Here is a 16,231-nt window from a genome sequence, read left to right as displayed (position 1 = left end):
CGTCGCGATTGCGCTGACGGGGCTATGCCGCGAGAAAGACAAGGTGCAGCTCAACACGGGTGCGGCCTCGTCCGACATCATTGGCAAGTACTGCACGCCAAATTTGATTCACTGGACCTTTGATTCATGGCAGACAGGGCATGCCATTTGCGTACCCGTCGTTAAGGAGGGTGGCACGAGCTGGTTCTTCATCACCGCTGATTACACCTTCGGCCACAATACCGAGCGCGACGCCACCAACTTCATCAAGTCGGCGGGTGGCACCGTCGCGGGGTCGGCGGCCTACCCATTTCCTGGCACAAGCGATTTTTCGTCATTCCTTCTGCAGGCGCAGGCAAGCGGTGCCAAAGTGCTCGGGCTTGCGACGTCTGGGGCCGATACGATCAACCTCGTCAAGCAAGCCGCTGAGTTCGGCTTGACGAAAAGCGGTATGCGGATCGCCGGAATGGGGATGTATATCAATGACGTCTATGGCGTCGGAGTGGAGACGGCGCAGGGCGTGGTTCTCAGCGAGATGTTCTATTGGGACCGAGATGAGCGCACGAGGGCCTTTACCGCCCGTGTTCGCTCAGCGATGAAGGGTGTCGCGCCGAACCAGGAGCAGGCGGGAGGTTATTCAGGCGTGTTGAATTACCTCAAGGCGGTCAGCAAGCTCAGCGATCCCGATGCGAAGTCGGGCAGGGCGGTTGTCGAGGCCTTGAAGCGTTCAGATTTGGACGACGACGCGCTAGGCCGCGGAAGCATTCGCGCGGACGGGCAAGCGCTGCACCCGGCCTTCCTGTTTCAGGTCAAGACCCCCGCGCAGAGCACCGGGCCATGGGACCTATTCAATACTCTCGCAACGGTGCCGGCAAGCGAGGCTTTCAGGCCAATGAACGAGGAACCGGAGTGTTCGCTCGCACGGTGAAGGCGATGCAGTGTGCCCGCGTCGTCCTCAGCTGCCTCGTCTCATGCTTTGCACCAGCACACGCTTGGCGAATCGCCATCCAGATCCGGTGAGCACGAATTCGTCTTGGTAATCCCCTACCATGCTGACGGTTGGTACCTGGTCCACTGGCCGGATCACCGTGTAATACGACCGCGCCTGCGCCCGATCAACACCTTGCAATGTAATGACAATACTGGTGTTCAAGTGGCGCTGCACTGCTCCGGCGGCGGGATTCGGTGCCACTTTGCGGAGCAAAGCTTCAATCTCCGCCGGCCCCGTGGCTGTCGCGGTTTGTGTTTGCCAAACACCGTCGACGGTAAATAGTGCGGCTAGATCTGCTAGCGCGTAATCATCCAACGCGAAGCAGTAACGCGCCATCAACTCGCTAATATCATCCTTGGCATGGCTCATGGCTCAATCTCCCTTCAGGTTAATTCACCGCCATCGCTAGCGAGTCGGGGGCCCCGCGGTGCAACTGTTGATGCATCTATCGGCACCTTTGGAAAGCCCGATGACTGAGCCGACCGCACCATCCATATCATGACCGTAGCGCACGCCGGATACATTGGGGAAATACCTTCCGTGCTTGCCCGGCTGTCGGCAATCGAGTCGAGGCCCATCGTCAGCCGGGCAATCGAAAGCACCCCTTACGAACGGCACTCCGAGTGGGACCATTGGCGAACGGGCTGAGGATGTCCGGATTGCCGGAGATATGCCTGACCGATCAGGCACCTAGGAGACGACTTCAACGTCAACGTCGGCCGACCGCGTTACTAACAGCTCCGACCGGCGGCAAAGTCGGCAAGAGCTTGGGAACTGCGTAGCCTCGCAGCTTTGTTCGTATTACGGGGGCTCCCAGGACAGCACAGCAGGCCACACGGCCCCGTGATATCAACAAATGTAACCTCTTACTGTCTTTCGACATTGGGACAGCAGAAGGTAGGTAGATCGACTGATGGCATCCAACGAGTTTGAGACTAAGCTGATCGCCCTCCTCCCAAAGCTTCGGGTGCAAGCGCTTGCCCTGACCCACCATCGCCAGACGGCCGAGGACTTGGTTCAGGATGCCGTTGCCAGTGCGTTAAAGGCGTCTCATACGTTTCAAGAAGACACGAACTTCAGTGCCTGGATGCACCGCATCGTCCGCAATCGCTTCATTTCCAATCTCCGGAAGCGCCACGAGACGACTGACATCGCAGACTTGCCGGAAGGCATGTTTGCCACCTTCGCTGCACACGAGGACTGTATTGCCCTGAAAGAGCTGGGATCAGCGATGGGTCGCCTTCCGGGTGAGCAGCGTGAGGCTTTGGTCATGGTCGTGATTCACGGCTTGAGCTACGAGGAATTAGCAAAACAGCAGGATTGCGCTGTCGGGACGGCGAAAAGCCGCGTTTTCAGGGCGCGCAAGCAGCTCCAGGCATGGCTCCTCGGTGACCAGGAGGCCGTCGGCCACGCCGGGCAGAAGATCAACCACATCCAACTACTTTCCCAGGGGCATGCCAGCACCTGACGGCGGCGAACGCCTTGAGATTAAACCTTGTTGTGCGGCTGAACCCGACCAACGGGATGAATGACTGACGAGTCGGCATGCCAATCGAGGAGCAGTAAGTTGAAGACGCCTAAGAAGCCGTTAGCGACCGCCCATCCTACCCCCGTCCTCACTGCAATGGTTGGTGCCGGTGGTGAGGTCCAGCAGCAAGCGGGCGGAGCGCACCCGCCACTCACCACAAACCAGGGCACGACTGTCGCCGACAATCAGAACTCCCTCCGCGCCGGAAGACGGGGGCCAACGCTCATTGAGGACTTCATTCTTCGCGAGAAGATCACCCATTTCGATCACGAGCGAATTCCCGAACGCGTCGTGCACGCCCGAGGATCGGCGGCCCACGGTTATTTCGAGCTGACCGAGTCGGTGGCAGACCTGACGACCGCCGACATATTCCAGCACGTTGGGCGAAAGACCCCTCTATTCGCCCGCTTCTCTACCGTTGCGGGGAACAAGGGGTCGACCGACATGGCCCGCGACGTACGCGGTTTTGCGGTTAAGTTCTACACGCAGCAGGGTAACTGGGATCTCGTTGGTAACAACATCCCAGTGTTCTTCATCCAGGATGCCATCAAGTTTCCTGACCTGATCCATGCAGCCAAGCAGGACCCGGATCGGGGTTTTCCGCAGGCGCAGACCGCGCACGACACGTTCTGGGACTTCATTTCCCTGACGCCAGAGTCCATGCACATGATCATGTGGATCATGTCGGACCGCACAATTCCGAGATCGCTTCGGATGATTGAAGGCTTCGGCATTCATAGCTTTCGGATGATCAATGCCGAGGGTAAGTCGAGCTACGTCAAGTTCCACTGGCGGCCTAACCTCGGCATGCAATCGGTGGTCTGGGACGAGGCGTTGAAGATTAGCGGGGCAGATCCGGATTTCCACCGGCGCGATATGTGGGACGCGATCGTCTCCGGCGACTTCCCCGAGTGGGAGCTCGGTCTCCAGGTGTTCGATGACGCGTTCCTTGAAAGCTTCGACTTCGATCTGCTGGACTCGACCAAGCTGCTTCCCGAGGAGGTCGTGCCGCTGAGGATTGTCGGCAAAATGGTGCTCGACCGAAATCCGACCAATTTCCATGCGGAGACCGAACAGGTCGCTTTCTGCACCGCCAACATCGTGCCCGGGCTGGATTTCAGTAATGACCCACTCCTTCAGGGGCGCAACCATTCTTATCTGGATACCCAGTTGAAGCGGCTCGGTGGCCCCAACTTCCACCAGATACCCATCAATCGCTCCGTAGTGGAGGTTACGAACTTCCAGCGAGACGGCCATATGCAGATGGGGGTTCCGAAGGGACAGGTGGATTACGAGCCCAGCCTGCTCGAGGCGGATGGCCCGAGGGCGGACATAAAGTCAGGCTTCAGTAGCTTCCCCGCACCTATCAATGGCAGCAGCGGACGGGTCAGATCCGACACGTTCAAGGATCACTTCAGCCAGGCCAGGCAGTTTTTCATGAGCCAGACCGCTTCGGAACAGGACCATATCGTGGCCTCCCTGATCTTCGAGCTCAGCAAGTGCGAGGTGAAGGCGGTCCGGGAGCGGATGCTAGGTGTTTGGTCCCGGGGTATCGTGGTACAGTTGATCACCATACTGCAAGGGACGAGCTATGGGTCAGGTTCTCCACGGATGCGCCCGCACGACGCAGGCAGTTCGTCGCGCGATCCAGCTACAGCAAGAGAGCGTAAGGACTCTGGCCCGGCGCTTCGGTGTCAGTCCCACCACCATCCAAAAGTGGCGCAAGCGCACCACCACCGCGGATGCCGCCATGGGCCCCAAGGAACCCCGATCAACCGTCCTGACGGTCGAGCAGGAGGCCATTGTGGTCGCGTTTCGCAGGCACACGCTGCTACCCCTGGATGACTGCCTCTACGCCCTTCAGCCCAGCATCCCTCACCTGACGCGCTCGACCCTGCACCGCTGCCTGGAACGACACGGCATCTCCCGACTGCCCGATGTCGAAGGCGACAAGCCAGGCAAGAAGAAGTTCAAAAGCTATCCGATTGGCTATGTCCACGTCGACATTGCCGAACTCAGGACCGAAGAAGGAAAGCTGCGGCTCTTTGTTGCCATCGACCGCACCAGCAAATTCGTTTTCGTCCGACTGGTTGAGAGCGCCGGCAAAATGGAAGCAGCGCAGTTCCTGCGCGACTTCATCGCGGCCGTGCCCTACCGCATCCATACAGTTCTGACGGACAACGGTGTCCAGTTCACCGCCCGTAAGCAGGACATCTGGGACAGCCAGCACATCTTCGATCGTGTCTGCGACGAGAACGACATCGAGCACCGACTCACCAAGGTGAACCACCCTTGGACCAACGGCCAGGTCGAACGCATGAACCGCACGATCAAGCACGCGACCGTCAAGCGATACCACTACGACACCCACGACCAACTCCGGGCGCACCTGCAACTCTTCGTGGATGCTTACAACTACGCACGGCGGCTCAAAACACTGCGCGGCCTCACGCCTGCTGAATTCATCCATCAAACCTGGACGAAAGAACCAAAACGCTTCAGGATCGACTTGTTACATCTCACCCCGGGACCATACAGCTAGGTCAGCTCGCGAACATCGACGGAGCAATGGTGAAGCGTGTTGCCGCCGGGCTTGGGATCAAGTCAGAGGTCACACCCGCTCCCGCGGCGGCCCCTACACGGCAGGATCTCGAGCCCTCGCCCGCCCTCAGCATTCTCGCCAAGGCGACACCCAGCTTCCATGGCCGGGTCGTGGGTTGTCTGGTTTCCGACGGCATTGATGCTGCATTGGTGCACGCCTTGGTGCACGATGTGCAGGCGGAAAAGGGCAAGGTGAAGATTATCGCCCCCACGGTCGGCGGGGTTACCGCTTCTGACGGGTCGACGATCGAGGCCGATTTTCAGTTGGCTGGTGGGTCATCGGTTCTCTTCGATGCCGTGGCTCTGATTGTGTCCACGCCTGGCGCCGCCGAGATGGCTCAGGACTCTGCGGCGGTGGCTTTCGTTCACGACGCATTTGCACACCTGAAAACAATCGGACATACGCCCGAAGCGGCGGCATTACTGAAGAAGGCGAGCGTCAAAGCCGACAAGGCCGTTGTTCCACTCGCTGCCGGGCGCCTCGACACCTTCCTTGCCGCGATCAAAGCGGGAAAACTGTTCGCCCGTGAGCCAACGGTGCGCAAGGTATTTTGACAACGCCAAGATTGCTTTTTAAGAGACCATCTCCAGGAACCGATACAGACAGCGAGCGTCCCTACGCAGAAGTTGTCAACAAGACATCGGCGGATGGCAGCGAGACGCAGACTGCCGCATAGGTGCGTAGGGCCGTGACTAGCCCTACAGAGCAGCTATCAGATTCGACCTATCCAGCCCCCCAGGATTACAAGCTTATGAAGAAGACGGCCGCCGCCACGGTGATGCCGGTTGCCCGGGCTTCCAACCTGAACAGCTTACGCCACGCCAAGATGGCGGAGTCAGCGCACGCCTACGTCCGGGGCAGCACCGGCAAATTTTATGAGTGGCTCGGCAATACGCCGCGTGCCAACGTGCCGGAAGGCCCTCCTGTGTGGATCTGCGGCGATTGCCACGTCGGCAACCTAGGCCCAATCGCGGGCTTGGACGGATCGCTGAACATCGCGATCCGGGATCTCGACCAGACGGTTATCGGTAACCCGGCGCACGACATGATGCGGTTGAGCTTGTCGCTCGCAATGGCGGCCCGTGGGTCGGATCTGCCCGGCGTCACGACTGCGCACATGCTCGAATACATGATGGACGGTTACCTCGCCGGACTGGCGGATCCCGAAACGGACGTCGAAGTTTGCTATCCAGATATCTTAGGCGTCGCCTTGCGTCGTGCGGCAGGTCGGTCATGGAAGCACGTGGCGGACGAGCACATCGAAGGTGTCGCGCCAACCATCCCACTCGGAAAGCGCTTCTGGCTTCTCGCCGACGACGAACGAAACGCAATCTCGGTGGCGTTCGAACGCAATGAAGTGCGCGCGCTCGTAATCTCTTTGCGACCCGTGACAGCGACGCATCGGTTCGAGTCGTGGATGCCGCGTATTGGCGCAAGGGATGCAGCTCGTTGGGAAAGCTGCGCTATGCCGTACTCGTTGCAGTCGGCAAAGGCCGAAACGAGCGCCATTGCCTGATCGACGTAAAAGAGGCGGTCGCGCCGGACGTGCCGACAAGATCGGAGGAGATGCCGTCCAACAATGGCGAGCGCGTCACCACCGGGGCACGCAGCCTGTCACCCGGCCTGGGAGACCGGATGCTGGCATTGCCCTTCATGGAACGGGCAGTCACCGTGCGCGAATTGCTGCCGCAGGACCTCAAGCTCGAGATCGAACACCTTCCGCGTGAACAGGCAAGCAGGTGGCAGAATACCTGTCTGCTGTCGTCGCCCGCTCTCATGGCCGCCAGATGGAGGCGGCCGCCCGAAAGGATTGGGCTGACGAACTCAAGCGGAGCCATACCAGGACGCTTGACGCGCCAACGTGGCTGTGGTCGGGCACGGTCGACCTGGTGGCGGTGCATGAAGCCGCGTATCTCGAACATTGCCGACGCTACGCACTTCATCCGGAGGGTGAAAGCCAGGGGACCATCCTAGTGGGTAGTCAGATGTAGTCAGTGCGGCTCAGGGGCATTTACGGTCTAACTTTTGCTGCATTGGCCTCGCTCGCCAAGTCTGAGATCGCCGCAGATTCAAGCCTGAGTGCGCAGGACGTGAGTTCAGCCCCGTAGCGTGGCGACCGTGGTAGGCACGGCGAACACGCCGCGACGTCAAGTCGCCCTGTCTCCCCGCCGGAGCATGCCATCGTCAATCTGCCGGAGCAGGATTGAGAACTCTATCGGCTGGGCATGGTCGTCGTCGCACCCGGCCGCCAGCGACTTTTCTGGTTCCCGGTCATCGCGTGTGCCGTCAAGGCAATGATCAGCGTGAGATTCTTGTCTACACGCAGCATGCGGGTCACCGTCCACCCATCGAGCACCGGCAAGTTCATGTCTAAGAGGGTAGGATCGGGAATTTCCGCCGCAATCTGGTCAAGTCCTGCTAACCATCGTATGCGGGACGACTTCGAAACCGCGCCTGCGAAAGCGTCGTGAAGTCTCCTTGTGGGCTTCGACGAGCAGCGATATGGTCATGTGAGGCTCCAATGCCGCGCAATTCTGACACCGACCACCGCGCGACACGCCTGAGGTGGCTTGGCGCAGTGAAAATAGGCGCCCAACAGGCGTCGATCTCCTTGGCAACCTAACTCTGTTGCGTGAACCCTCCACTTTATGGGTCAAATCTCGGACATTATCTGCTGGGCACGCTATCGCTGTCCGAGAGGTCCTAGCCGCACGGTTCCGGACCAAACCGATCGGACAAGCGGTCCTGGTAGCCATCCGACCAAACGTTCTGAACAAGCCGCCATTGCATGGAACGCCAGCCTCCTTTCTAGCGTTCTCGGCGGCTATACCTCCGGGGCCGGCGACATCTGCGGCTTGCCGACGCCCCGGCAGTGCGAAGGTATTCGACTTAATTGCTCGCCGGGCGTGTGCCGGGTGGCGTCCATCGAAAGGGTTTTGCTATGTCCATTATTGCCTGGATCATCCTCGGGCTTATCGCCGGGTTTATTGCCAGTAAATTGGTCAACAGATCCGGCGAAGGTGTGATGCTCGACATCGTCTTAGGGATCGTTGGTGCTATCGTCGGCGGATTCCTGTTTACGACGTTTGGCGCTGCGCCGGTGACGGGCCTCAACATTTACAGCATCGTTGTTGCCGTCGTCGGGGCTGTTGTCGTGCTCGTCATCTACCACGCAGTGATTGGTCGCCGACGCATCCAAGCCCGCTGACAAACCTATAGCTGGGCGGCCGGAGTTGGTCGGGTGCCCGGCTATGGCATTGGCCTGCCCCTACCGCCTTTAGCCAGGATCCCGGTCATGCCAGAACAACCGCCTGCCACGGCCATCAAGCCTATACCGAAGCTTGTCTCGCAAGCAGGCGCGCCCGATGCATCGAAGGCCATGACTTTGTTCGTCATGATCGTGGCAACCCTATATTTCGGCCGGGATGTCTTGGTCCCCGTGACGCTGGCACTGCTGCTAGCGTTCATTTTGGCCCCTCTGGTGGACCTGCTGCGTCGCCTTCACCTCGGCCGGGTGCCTTCCGTTCTCCTGGGCGTCATTGTCGCATTGAGCATCGTGCTGGCGATCGGAGGAGTCATCGGGACACAAATCGCCCAGCTCACTACCGATGTCCCAAAGTATGCTGCGACCGTCGAGACCAAGATCGCTTCGGTGAAAGCCTATACTGTTGGGCGACTCTCCGGGATGGCCAACAACCTTGGTGCCCAGCGGACGCAAGCGCCTGCGCAACCTGGATCTCCCGCAGCACCGCGGATAGCGCCGACGGCCTCAAATCCTGCACCTGTTCCTGAAGCGGCAGCACAGCCGACTACCTCGTCGCCGATGGAATTGGCCGAGCGGTACTTGACGCCGGTGCTATCGCCGCTTGCGACCTTCGGCATCGTCTTCGTCGTGACAGTCTTCGCATTGCTTCAGCGAGAAGACCTGCGCGATCGCCTGATTCGGCTCGTCGGCTCCGATGACCTGCACCGAACCACATTGGCCATCGACGACGGCGGCCGGAGGTTGAGCAAGTTCTTCTTGTTCCAACTCGGCCTGAACACGGGCTTTGGGATAGTTGTAGGTATCGGTTTGTATTTCATTGGCGTGCCTAACCCGGTGCTCTGGGGTATCCTGTCGACACTGCTTCGGTTCGTTCCCTATGTCGGGTCGGCAATCGCTGCCCTTCTGCCGATGGCGCTGGCGGCCGCGGTCGAGCCGGGCTGGACTATGCTGATCTGGACAGCTGTACTTTACGTGGGACTCGAAGGCATCACAGGCCAGGTGCTGGAGCCGCTGCTTTACGGTCACAGCACCGGGCTGTCGCCATTCTCGGTAGTCGTTGCGGCGATCTTCTGGTCCTGGCTATGGGGACCGATCGGCCTGATTCTTTCTACGCCGCTGACTTTATGCCTGGTGGTCATGGGTCGTCACATCAAAAGGTTGCAGTTCCTGGACGTGCTGCTGGGTGACCGTCCGGCTCTGACGCCGGTGGAAAGCCTCTACCAACGGATTTTGGCCGACGATGCCGATGAGGCTCAGGACCACGCCGAACTCATCCTGAAAGAGCGGTCGCTTTCAACCTACTACGACGAGGTCGCATTGAAGGGTTTGCAATTGGCGGCGAATGACGCGGCCCGCGGTGTATTGGATGAAGACCAGCTCGACCGCGTTAAAGCTACTATCAAGGTTCTAGTGGAGGGCCTTAAAAGTCATCACGACGTGCATCCGGCACCCACCAAGTCGGACAACGAAGCTGTGGCGCCCCCACAGGATGAACGGGAGCTACCCAATAACGCCGACCCGGAGGGGCTTGAGCCGGGAGAAGTTGTCCCGCATCCCTGGAGCGATCCTTCGTCGATCCTCTGCATTGCCGGGCGCGGTCCACTCGACGAGGCGGCCGCCGCGATGCTCGTCCAGCTGCTTGGTAAACATGGACTCGGAGGACGCTTGGTCGGCTACGGTGAAGTGTCCCGGGAAACCATCGGGGAAGTCGACATGACGGGTGTGGCAATGGCATGCGTATCGTATCTCGATATCAGCGGCAGCCCGGCGCACCTGCGTTATCTGATGCAGCGCCTCCGGCAGCGACTGCCATCTGGGGCGCCCATACTCGTAGGACTCTGGCCCGCTGAAGATTCGACGCTGTCGGACAAGGCTATCCAGCAGTCCATCGGTGCCGACATTTTCGCAACCTCACTCGCTGGAACCGTCACCTCCTGCGTCGAAGCCGCCCGCGAAGCGGCCGGGCACTCACCCGAACCAATCACCGGTCCGGGGACCAAGGCCATAGACTGATGGCTGATCTCGCTTGCTGGCTTCACACCTCGACGTCGGGCTTCAGGATCTCCCCTACGGCTGGTTCCGCTTCTTCCGGCAGGGCGGCAGCGGGCGCTTCCATCGGAACTTCGCTCTCCTTGATAGCATCGAGCACCGCCTGGGGGTCGGCCGCAATAGACATTGCGGCCGCTTCTTCTTCGACGCGGTCGGATAGCGTCGGGCTGTCCTGGCGCATTTCCTCGAGAAGCGAGATGATCTTCGCGGACTTTTGCTCGCCCAGGATTGCTAGTTCCGACGTGAGCTGCTCGCGATAGCCCGCAAGTTGGTCCTCACGCCGTTGTGTCGTCAAGATCAGGAGGGTAACATAGAGTGCAAGTAACCCGAGCACACCCTGAAGCCAAGCGAAGGGCGGAGCGTCCCCTACGGAGTAGCCAGCGAAACTGCCGGAGAGGTTTCCACCAATCCACAACACAATCAGGATCCCGAGTCCGGCCAGGAACCGCGGGCGCCCTATCCAGGCGGTGGAGTGTTCGACGACGCGCTGGAGGGCACCGGCCTCCTGCCGATGGTCGGCGTGCAGTCGGGCAATGGCTTGGATTGTGTCTTCGATGTGCGCTGGAAGGATCGGCGTAGGGACAGATGCGGCACTGGTCTCGGACATGCGGGCAACTCCGGCGAAAGCTCCGGGCGGCATACACTGGAAAGACTGCATGGTATCAGGTCTTAACGGAACTCAGCGTAACAAATGACGTTAATTCAGCCATCCCGTGGTTGGAATAAGCGGGCAGGCATCTCCCTCCTAGCCTAGGCGCGCGTTCCCGGTGAGATCAGTCATCTCAGCTTCGGTTAGCCTTATCGCGTGGCGGTAATCAGGTAGGCCAACGATCCTATTGACCCTGCTGCGGTCGACGGAGATGGACATACATATTCGAGCGGGCTTTACGATTGCCTACGATTGCCCCCAGCCAGTCCCTATGACCCTGGTCTTGAGCCTGCATCCAAAGCACAACGCGGAGTTGCTGACTTCGCAGACCATCAGGTTCAACCCGCCAATCCCGGCAAAGCCTTACTTCGATATCTTCGGCAACCAGTGCCACCAGATCCTGGCACCCGGCGGGCTGCTCACGATGTCGGCGGACTTCGAGATCCTCGTTTCTGGCGACCACGATGTCGTCGAACCCACTGCTGGTCAATTTCGCGTCGACGAGCTGCCACCCGAAACCCTAACGTTTCTTCTCGGAAGCCGTTTTTGTGAGACCGACCGTCTGTCGAATATTGCATGGTCACTATTTGGCGCGAACAAGCCCGGATGGGAGCGCGTGCAGGCAATCTGCGATTTCGTGCACAACCACATTCAATTCGGGTACGAGTACGCCCGGCCGGACAAGACCGCTTTTGACGCTTTCAGCGAAAAGAACGGGGTTTGCCGGGACTTCACTCATCTGGCGGTGGCGCTTTGCCGCTGCATGAACATCCCAGCCCGGTATTGCGCCGGGTATCTCGGCGATATCGGCATTCCGAAGCCGGACGCACCGATGGACTTCCTGGGTTACCTCGAAGTCTATCTGAATGGGCCGCAGGGTGGTCGTTGGTATGTGGCTGATCCGAGGAGCAATAGTCCCCGAATTGGACGCCTGCTGATGGCTTATGGTCGGGACGCTGCGGATGTCGCGATTTCGACAATTTTCGGTGCTGCTTACCTGGCCAAGTTCGAGGTCGTCACTGACGAAATCCCGGGCTGAGGCTACCCTGTGCCGCCGTGATCGGCAGCTTTGGTGGGCGCGCCAAACAACGTCTGGGCACTTGGCACTCCGCCTTTTGTCTCAATACCACAACATCCGGCAAAATTTTCATCTGATTCTGTGGGCTCTCTGTTCGTGGACGGTTCTAGGCTCTAGGAGGTGATCAGCGGGGCAAGCGATAGGCTCAGACTGGAGGGCGGGTTCGTGTTCAGATGAACCTATTTGCCTGGCGCTGGCTTACCGCGGTTACCCTGAGTGTCCCATGCTTGTCGAAGGCGCGGGAACCGCCGGCCTGATACGTCACTCCTCCGGCACAGGCGAAGCGTGATGCAGAAGCTCAGGACTGTGAGTTCTTGGGTCGCCCTCGCGCTTAACACGTCTGGCGTGTGATTGATCCCCGTCCTCCGGTTGGCCGCACGGCATCCTCAGGGTGAGTCAGACCGCCCGCCAAGCCACCAAGCTCACTCGGCTGCGGCTTGGGCCGTCACCGCGCTATCGATGACGCGGCCCGTACGTAGACTGAGGGCCAGGACTGCCGAGGCCGTAGTGAACACCCCCAGGATCGTCAGCGCGCCGGTGAAGCTGCCAGAGCCGCCTTCGACCAGCCCGATTAACCAAGGCCCGACGATCCCGCCGATTTGGGCCACCGTGTTTACCAGCGCGATGGAAATGGCCGCCGCCGCGCCAGTCATGATCGACGAGTTCAGGCTCCAGAACAACGAGTTGCCCGAGTTCACCCCCACGCTCGCCACGCACAGCAAGACATAGGCCCAGACCGGCGCGCCCGTGTACGCGCAGGCGATCAATCCGAACGCACCCATCCCGTAAAGTCCGGCCAAATGCCACTTCCGGTCGCCGGTGCGGTCCGAACTCATGCTGATGAGGATCGTCGTGGCGATGCACAGGATGGCAGGAACGCTGGATAGCAGACCGATTTGCAGGTCGGTGAGTTTTCCGAACGACTTGATGATCTGTGGCTGCCAGAAATGCATACCGTCGATGGTGACGAGCGCACAACCGAACAGGGCCGCCAGCCGCCACACACGCCCATCCCGCAGGACCGTCATCAGGTGGCCGTGTCCGGCTCGCACAGTGTCCGCGACCGACTCCCGCGCCAACCGGTTCACCAACCAGTCCCGCTGCTCCTCGGACAGCCAGGTTGCGTGCTGCGGCCGATCGGTAAGGGTGCTGAACACCACGACGCCGAGCAGCACGGCTGGAAGGCCTTCCGTGATGAACATCCACTGCCAGCCGTACAGGGTCAGTGCGCCATTCGTGTAGGTCATGACCGCAGTCGACAACGGCCCGGCGATGACCGATGCGAGTTGCGCCGCAATCATGTAACCTGCCACCGCCCGGGCGCGGTATCCGGCTGGGAACCAGTAGGTGGCGTAGAGCGCCAGCCCCGGCAGCAAGCCCGCCTCCGCCACACCCAGCACGAAGCGCAGCGTGTAGAAAATCCATGCCCCGTTCACCAGCGCCATGGCCGTTGCCACGGCACCCCAGGTCAGCAAGATGCGTGCGATCCAGACCCTGGCGCCAAGCCGGTAAAGCAAGACATTGCTTGGCACCTCCGTAACCATGTAGCCGACGAAGAAGATGCTGGCGCCGAGCCCGAACACGGCGGAGGTAAAGCCCAGATCGTGGTTCATTCGCAGCGCGGCAAAGCCGATGTTGATACGATCCAGGTAGTTCAACAGTACGGCGACAAAAAGCACCGGTATGAGCCGCCAATAGACCCGGCGCATCGTACTGCGTTCGATCTCTTCCATCGGTTCACTCCCTTGGTCGGCCTCTGACGGACCGATCCTCTTGATGTCAGGCTGCTTTGTGAGCGAGGTCTCCCATAGCCGTCATCGGCGCCTCACTACCGAACAGCAGTCCGGCCATCACCTTGGGCACCGTCTCCGCCACGTTGGTGATCGGCAGGCCGTGCGTGGGCGCGACCGCCTGAACGTCCAGCCGCTTTACCAGCGCATTCAGCCGGTCGATATACGGGTTCATATCGACGAATTTGGTCCAGAACAGCGCCTTCTCCGCAAACACGGCCGACACGTCGCCGAGGTCGAGCGTGCGCGCCTCCTCGGCCACCATGCCGCAATGGCAGTCCTCGTGGTAATGGCTGTAGGCGAAGCCGTCGCCGGGAAACAGCACCCCAGCCCCCGTATCGAAGCCCCACCACGTGGTGCGCAGATCGCGGATAACTGGCTCCACCGCGACAAACTGGCGGTCGCCCAGATCCACCATGTCGCCCTCCTGCATCCAGTGCAGCCGATCGGCGAATTGAGGAAAGGCAAGGTGGTAGTCGCTGAGGTCGCCATGCACAGTGACGTCCGGATACGTCTCCAGCACTCGGCCGAGGCCGCCTGAATGCGGCGTCTCCTCATGCGTCAGGAACAGATGGCGCAGCGGCGCGCGGTTTCCTGTGCCCAGAATCCCGCGTAGCTGCGCCTCGATGGTCAGGAAGTCCTTTGGGTGCCCGGTCTCCACCAGTAACGACGCCTTCGATCCCACCACAAGAAATGCCGCATTATACGAGTGGTAGACCTTGCCCCGCGCACGCTGTTCCAGGCATTCGCCCAGCCAGAACACGCCGGGTGCGATTTCGCGTGGAAGGGGGTTGGGACGATCGAGTGTGCTTGGCATAATCAGAACTCCTCATCCCGGCTGACATAACGCTGCGGCATTCGGCTGCGGTCCAGCCGTCGCAGCACCTCGTCCAACAATGCGAATTGGCGGGCGATCACGGCGCTGCCTTTGAAGATCTTGCCGTAGCCTGGCGCCAGAATCTCGACGTCGCCGCACTTGGCGTAAAGTTCCCCCAGGCCACGTCGCAACGCATCGGTCTTGGCGCCGCGCAGCCACCAATAGCGGGTGTTGAGCATGAACGCCTCCATCTCTGCGGCCGTCATGTCGTCGTTCGTCTCGTCCACGATCCACGGGCCGCCGGGGTCAGCACCCCAGGTGCCGGTGAACATGTCGGAGGTGAACAAGGCACGGGCCGCCGGGTCATGGACCCAGCGTGTTGCGATCAACCGCACCGGGGACTGAAATAGTTTGATGGGGCGGCCATCGCCAGGCCCTACGTTCAGCCACTCGTTGCCGGCGACGAGGTGTGTCCTTAGCCTACCAGCCGCGTCGGCTATATCGTTCGGCAGGATCGATTCCAGGTCCACGTGATAGGCTGCGTCCTTCAGCACGGAGATGCAGCCATCGACCGGAAAGCGCTGGGCCAGCGCCATGGTGTTGGACAGCGACATAAGCTCGTTCAGCCGCAGCGGGAACAAGGTCAGGGGTTTGTCGCGGCCGATGATCTGTTCCACGCCGTCCAGGATCGCCGACCGGTGGACGGTAAAGCCGGTATCCAGCATCAAAGCGGCGTCAGGTTCGGTCAGGAGGTAGCAATTGACCGTCGCGTAACCGCGTGCGGACGCCGGGTAGGCCGCGACCCGCCCATCCAAAGACATGGTATTTTGCAAGGCATAGAGGCGCCCTGGCACCAGCGGCAGCAGCATCTGGTCCGGAGCGATCGGCCGAGTCTTCTCCACCACTGCTTGCATTGCTTTCCCCTCTGTTGATCGAAAGGTGGCAGGATCGCGAGCAATCCACCAATATCACCTTCCTATTCGATCCATAGCTGGAAGGTATCGACATGTTCGACCTGCGGACGTTGCGCTATTTCGTTCAGGTTTCCGAACTGCGCAGCGTCAGCCAGGCCGCACGTCGGCTGCATTTGGCGCAGCCCTCGCTCACCCGGCAGATCCACAAGCTGGAGGCCGATCTCGGCACGCCGCTATTCCTCCGCCTCACCCGTGGCGTGGCTCTGACGCAGGCGGGTGAAATCCTGTTGGACCACGCGCGGCGCCTGTTGCGGGATGCGGAGCGCGCCCACGCCGCGGTTCGCGGGCATGGCGCGGATCCCGGTGGGCAAGTTCTGCTCGGCCTGCCACCGACGCTAGGCCCCGTTTTGCTGCCCCAGCTGATCACTCGACTGCGGGCGCAGTATCCGCGCGTGCTCCTGGACGTGGTGCCCAGCCGCAACATTACCATCACCGAATGGCTGCTGGAGGGGCGGGTGGACGTCGCGGTCATTGCTCAGGCGACGCCAGAGCCGGACCTTCTGCTGGCG

The 16,231-nt window shown here is 60.5% G+C and carries 16 protein-coding genes and 1 pseudogene; 11 read left to right on the top strand and 6 right to left on the bottom strand.

The window, feature by feature from the left end:
- The coding region (locus tag GSQ76_RS25235) for an ABC transporter substrate-binding protein (RefSeq protein WP_158746862.1) at window positions 1-907 on the top strand (907 nt) is incomplete at its 5' end.
- A 27-nt stretch (window positions 908-934) separates the two neighbouring features.
- On the opposite strand, the gene GSQ76_RS25230 is transcribed toward GSQ76_RS25235, so the two are convergent.
- On the bottom strand, window positions 935-1,339 hold the full coding sequence (locus GSQ76_RS25230; RefSeq protein WP_158746861.1) for a nuclear transport factor 2 family protein: 405 nt from the start codon (window positions 1,337-1,339) through the stop codon (window positions 935-937).
- 544 nt (window positions 1,340-1,883) lie between these two features.
- On the opposite strand from GSQ76_RS25230, the gene GSQ76_RS25225 reads away from it, so the two are divergent.
- From GSQ76_RS25225 to GSQ76_RS31420, 6 genes and pseudogenes are all read left to right on the top strand, one after another.
- A complete protein-coding gene (locus GSQ76_RS25225) occupies window positions 1,884-2,438 on the top strand; it encodes an RNA polymerase sigma factor (protein WP_158746860.1) in 555 nt (184 codons plus the stop codon).
- A 156-nt stretch (window positions 2,439-2,594) separates the two neighbouring features.
- A pseudogene (locus tag GSQ76_RS25220) lies at window positions 2,595-4,031 on the top strand (catalase); the annotation flags it as partial.
- A gap of 58 nt (window positions 4,032-4,089) precedes the next feature.
- Entirely contained in the window at window positions 4,090-5,040 is a 951-nt protein-coding gene (locus GSQ76_RS25215; RefSeq protein ID WP_158746859.1) for an IS481 family transposase, read from the top strand.
- A gap of 29 nt (window positions 5,041-5,069) precedes the next feature.
- Entirely contained in the window at window positions 5,070-5,654 is a 585-nt protein-coding gene (locus GSQ76_RS25210) for a hypothetical protein (RefSeq protein WP_158746858.1), read from the top strand.
- 197 nt (window positions 5,655-5,851) lie between these two features.
- Complete coding sequence (locus tag GSQ76_RS31425; protein WP_216851289.1) at window positions 5,852-6,616, top strand: DUF2252 family protein; 765 nt, start codon at window positions 5,852-5,854, stop codon at window positions 6,614-6,616.
- On the top strand, window positions 6,550-7,074 hold the full coding sequence (locus GSQ76_RS31420; RefSeq protein ID WP_335904937.1) for a DUF2252 family protein: 525 nt from the start codon (window positions 6,550-6,552) through the stop codon (window positions 7,072-7,074). The genes GSQ76_RS31425 and GSQ76_RS31420 overlap by 67 nt, the downstream gene beginning before the upstream one ends.
- A 238-nt stretch (window positions 7,075-7,312) precedes the next feature.
- Here GSQ76_RS31420 and GSQ76_RS32510 read toward each other — a convergent pair whose 3' ends face one another.
- Window positions 7,313-7,468, bottom strand: coding sequence for a hypothetical protein (locus GSQ76_RS32510; protein WP_335904936.1), 156 nt, complete (start codon window positions 7,466-7,468; stop codon window positions 7,313-7,315).
- A 573-nt stretch (window positions 7,469-8,041) separates the two neighbouring features.
- On the opposite strand from GSQ76_RS32510, the gene GSQ76_RS25200 reads away from it, so the two are divergent.
- Together GSQ76_RS25200 and GSQ76_RS25195 are read left to right on the top strand one after the other, a co-directional pair.
- Entirely contained in the window at window positions 8,042-8,308 is a 267-nt protein-coding gene (locus tag GSQ76_RS25200; protein WP_158746857.1) for a GlsB/YeaQ/YmgE family stress response membrane protein, read from the top strand.
- 87 nt (window positions 8,309-8,395) lie between these two features.
- Window positions 8,396-10,378 (top strand): AI-2E family transporter, encoded by a 1,983-nt coding sequence (locus GSQ76_RS25195; RefSeq protein WP_158746856.1) that lies wholly within the window; start codon window positions 8,396-8,398, stop codon window positions 10,376-10,378.
- 22 nt (window positions 10,379-10,400) lie between these two features.
- On the opposite strand, the gene GSQ76_RS25190 is transcribed toward GSQ76_RS25195, so the two are convergent.
- On the bottom strand, window positions 10,401-11,021 hold the full coding sequence (locus GSQ76_RS25190; RefSeq protein ID WP_158746855.1) for a DUF1003 domain-containing protein: 621 nt from the start codon (window positions 11,019-11,021) through the stop codon (window positions 10,401-10,403).
- Window positions 11,022-11,334: 313 nt separating this feature from the next.
- On the opposite strand from GSQ76_RS25190, the gene GSQ76_RS25185 reads away from it, so the two are divergent.
- Window positions 11,335-12,102, top strand: coding sequence for a transglutaminase family protein (locus GSQ76_RS25185; RefSeq protein ID WP_254070625.1), 768 nt, complete (start codon window positions 11,335-11,337; stop codon window positions 12,100-12,102).
- A gap of 461 nt (window positions 12,103-12,563) precedes the next feature.
- Here GSQ76_RS25185 and GSQ76_RS25180 read toward each other — a convergent pair whose 3' ends face one another.
- From GSQ76_RS25180 to GSQ76_RS25170, 3 genes are read right to left on the bottom strand one after another with little or no spacing between them, the layout of a single operon-like run.
- Entirely contained in the window at window positions 12,564-13,874 is a 1,311-nt protein-coding gene (locus GSQ76_RS25180) for an MFS transporter (protein WP_158746854.1), read from the bottom strand.
- A gap of 46 nt (window positions 13,875-13,920) precedes the next feature.
- The gene (locus GSQ76_RS25175) at window positions 13,921-14,748 is read right to left on the bottom strand and encodes an MBL fold metallo-hydrolase (RefSeq protein ID WP_158746853.1); all 828 of its coding nucleotides are present in this window, start codon (window positions 14,746-14,748) and stop codon (window positions 13,921-13,923) included.
- Window positions 14,749-14,750: 2 nt separating this feature from the next.
- The gene (locus GSQ76_RS25170; RefSeq protein WP_158746852.1) at window positions 14,751-15,662 is read right to left on the bottom strand and encodes a hypothetical protein; all 912 of its coding nucleotides are present in this window, start codon (window positions 15,660-15,662) and stop codon (window positions 14,751-14,753) included.
- A 92-nt stretch (window positions 15,663-15,754) separates the two neighbouring features.
- Here GSQ76_RS25170 and GSQ76_RS25165 point away from each other — a divergent pair.
- On the top strand, window positions 15,755-16,231 hold a 477-nt coding region (locus tag GSQ76_RS25165), incomplete at its 3' end, for a LysR family transcriptional regulator (RefSeq protein ID WP_158746851.1).

This window comes from Acidisphaera sp. L21, from assembly GCF_009765685.1.
Lineage (GTDB): Bacteria > Pseudomonadota > Alphaproteobacteria > Acetobacterales > Acetobacteraceae > LMUY01.
The sequence above is the reverse complement of the archived record's forward strand: the minus strand, read 5'-3'. Positions and strand labels throughout refer to the sequence as shown.

What these genes read in the sequence shown, in the direction of transcription:
- GSQ76_RS25230 (WP_158746861.1), bottom strand. Translation starts at nt 1,339, where the DNA reads ATGAGCCATGCCAAGGATGATATTAGCGAGTTGATGGCGCGTTACTGC.
- GSQ76_RS25225 (WP_158746860.1), top strand. Translation starts at nt 1,884, where the DNA reads ATGGCATCCAACGAGTTTGAGACTAAGCTGATCGCCCTCCTCCCAAAG.
- GSQ76_RS25215 (WP_158746859.1), top strand. Translation starts at nt 4,090, where the DNA reads ATGGGTCAGGTTCTCCACGGATGCGCCCGCACGACGCAGGCAGTTCGT.
- GSQ76_RS31425 (WP_216851289.1), top strand. Translation starts at nt 5,852, where the DNA reads ATGAAGAAGACGGCCGCCGCCACGGTGATGCCGGTTGCCCGGGCTTCC.
- GSQ76_RS32510 (WP_335904936.1), bottom strand. Translation starts at nt 7,468, where the DNA reads ATGAACTTGCCGGTGCTCGATGGGTGGACGGTGACCCGCATGCTGCGT.
- GSQ76_RS25200 (WP_158746857.1), top strand. Translation starts at nt 8,042, where the DNA reads ATGTCCATTATTGCCTGGATCATCCTCGGGCTTATCGCCGGGTTTATT.
- GSQ76_RS25195 (WP_158746856.1), top strand. Translation starts at nt 8,396, where the DNA reads ATGCCAGAACAACCGCCTGCCACGGCCATCAAGCCTATACCGAAGCTT.
- GSQ76_RS25190 (WP_158746855.1), bottom strand. Translation starts at nt 11,021, where the DNA reads ATGTCCGAGACCAGTGCCGCATCTGTCCCTACGCCGATCCTTCCAGCG.
- GSQ76_RS25185 (WP_254070625.1), top strand. Translation starts at nt 11,335, where the DNA reads ATGACCCTGGTCTTGAGCCTGCATCCAAAGCACAACGCGGAGTTGCTG.
- GSQ76_RS25180 (WP_158746854.1), bottom strand. Translation starts at nt 13,874, where the DNA reads ATGGAAGAGATCGAACGCAGTACGATGCGCCGGGTCTATTGGCGGCTC.
- GSQ76_RS25175 (WP_158746853.1), bottom strand. Translation starts at nt 14,748, where the DNA reads ATGCCAAGCACACTCGATCGTCCCAACCCCCTTCCACGCGAAATCGCA.
- GSQ76_RS25170 (WP_158746852.1), bottom strand. Translation starts at nt 15,662, where the DNA reads ATGCAAGCAGTGGTGGAGAAGACTCGGCCGATCGCTCCGGACCAGATG.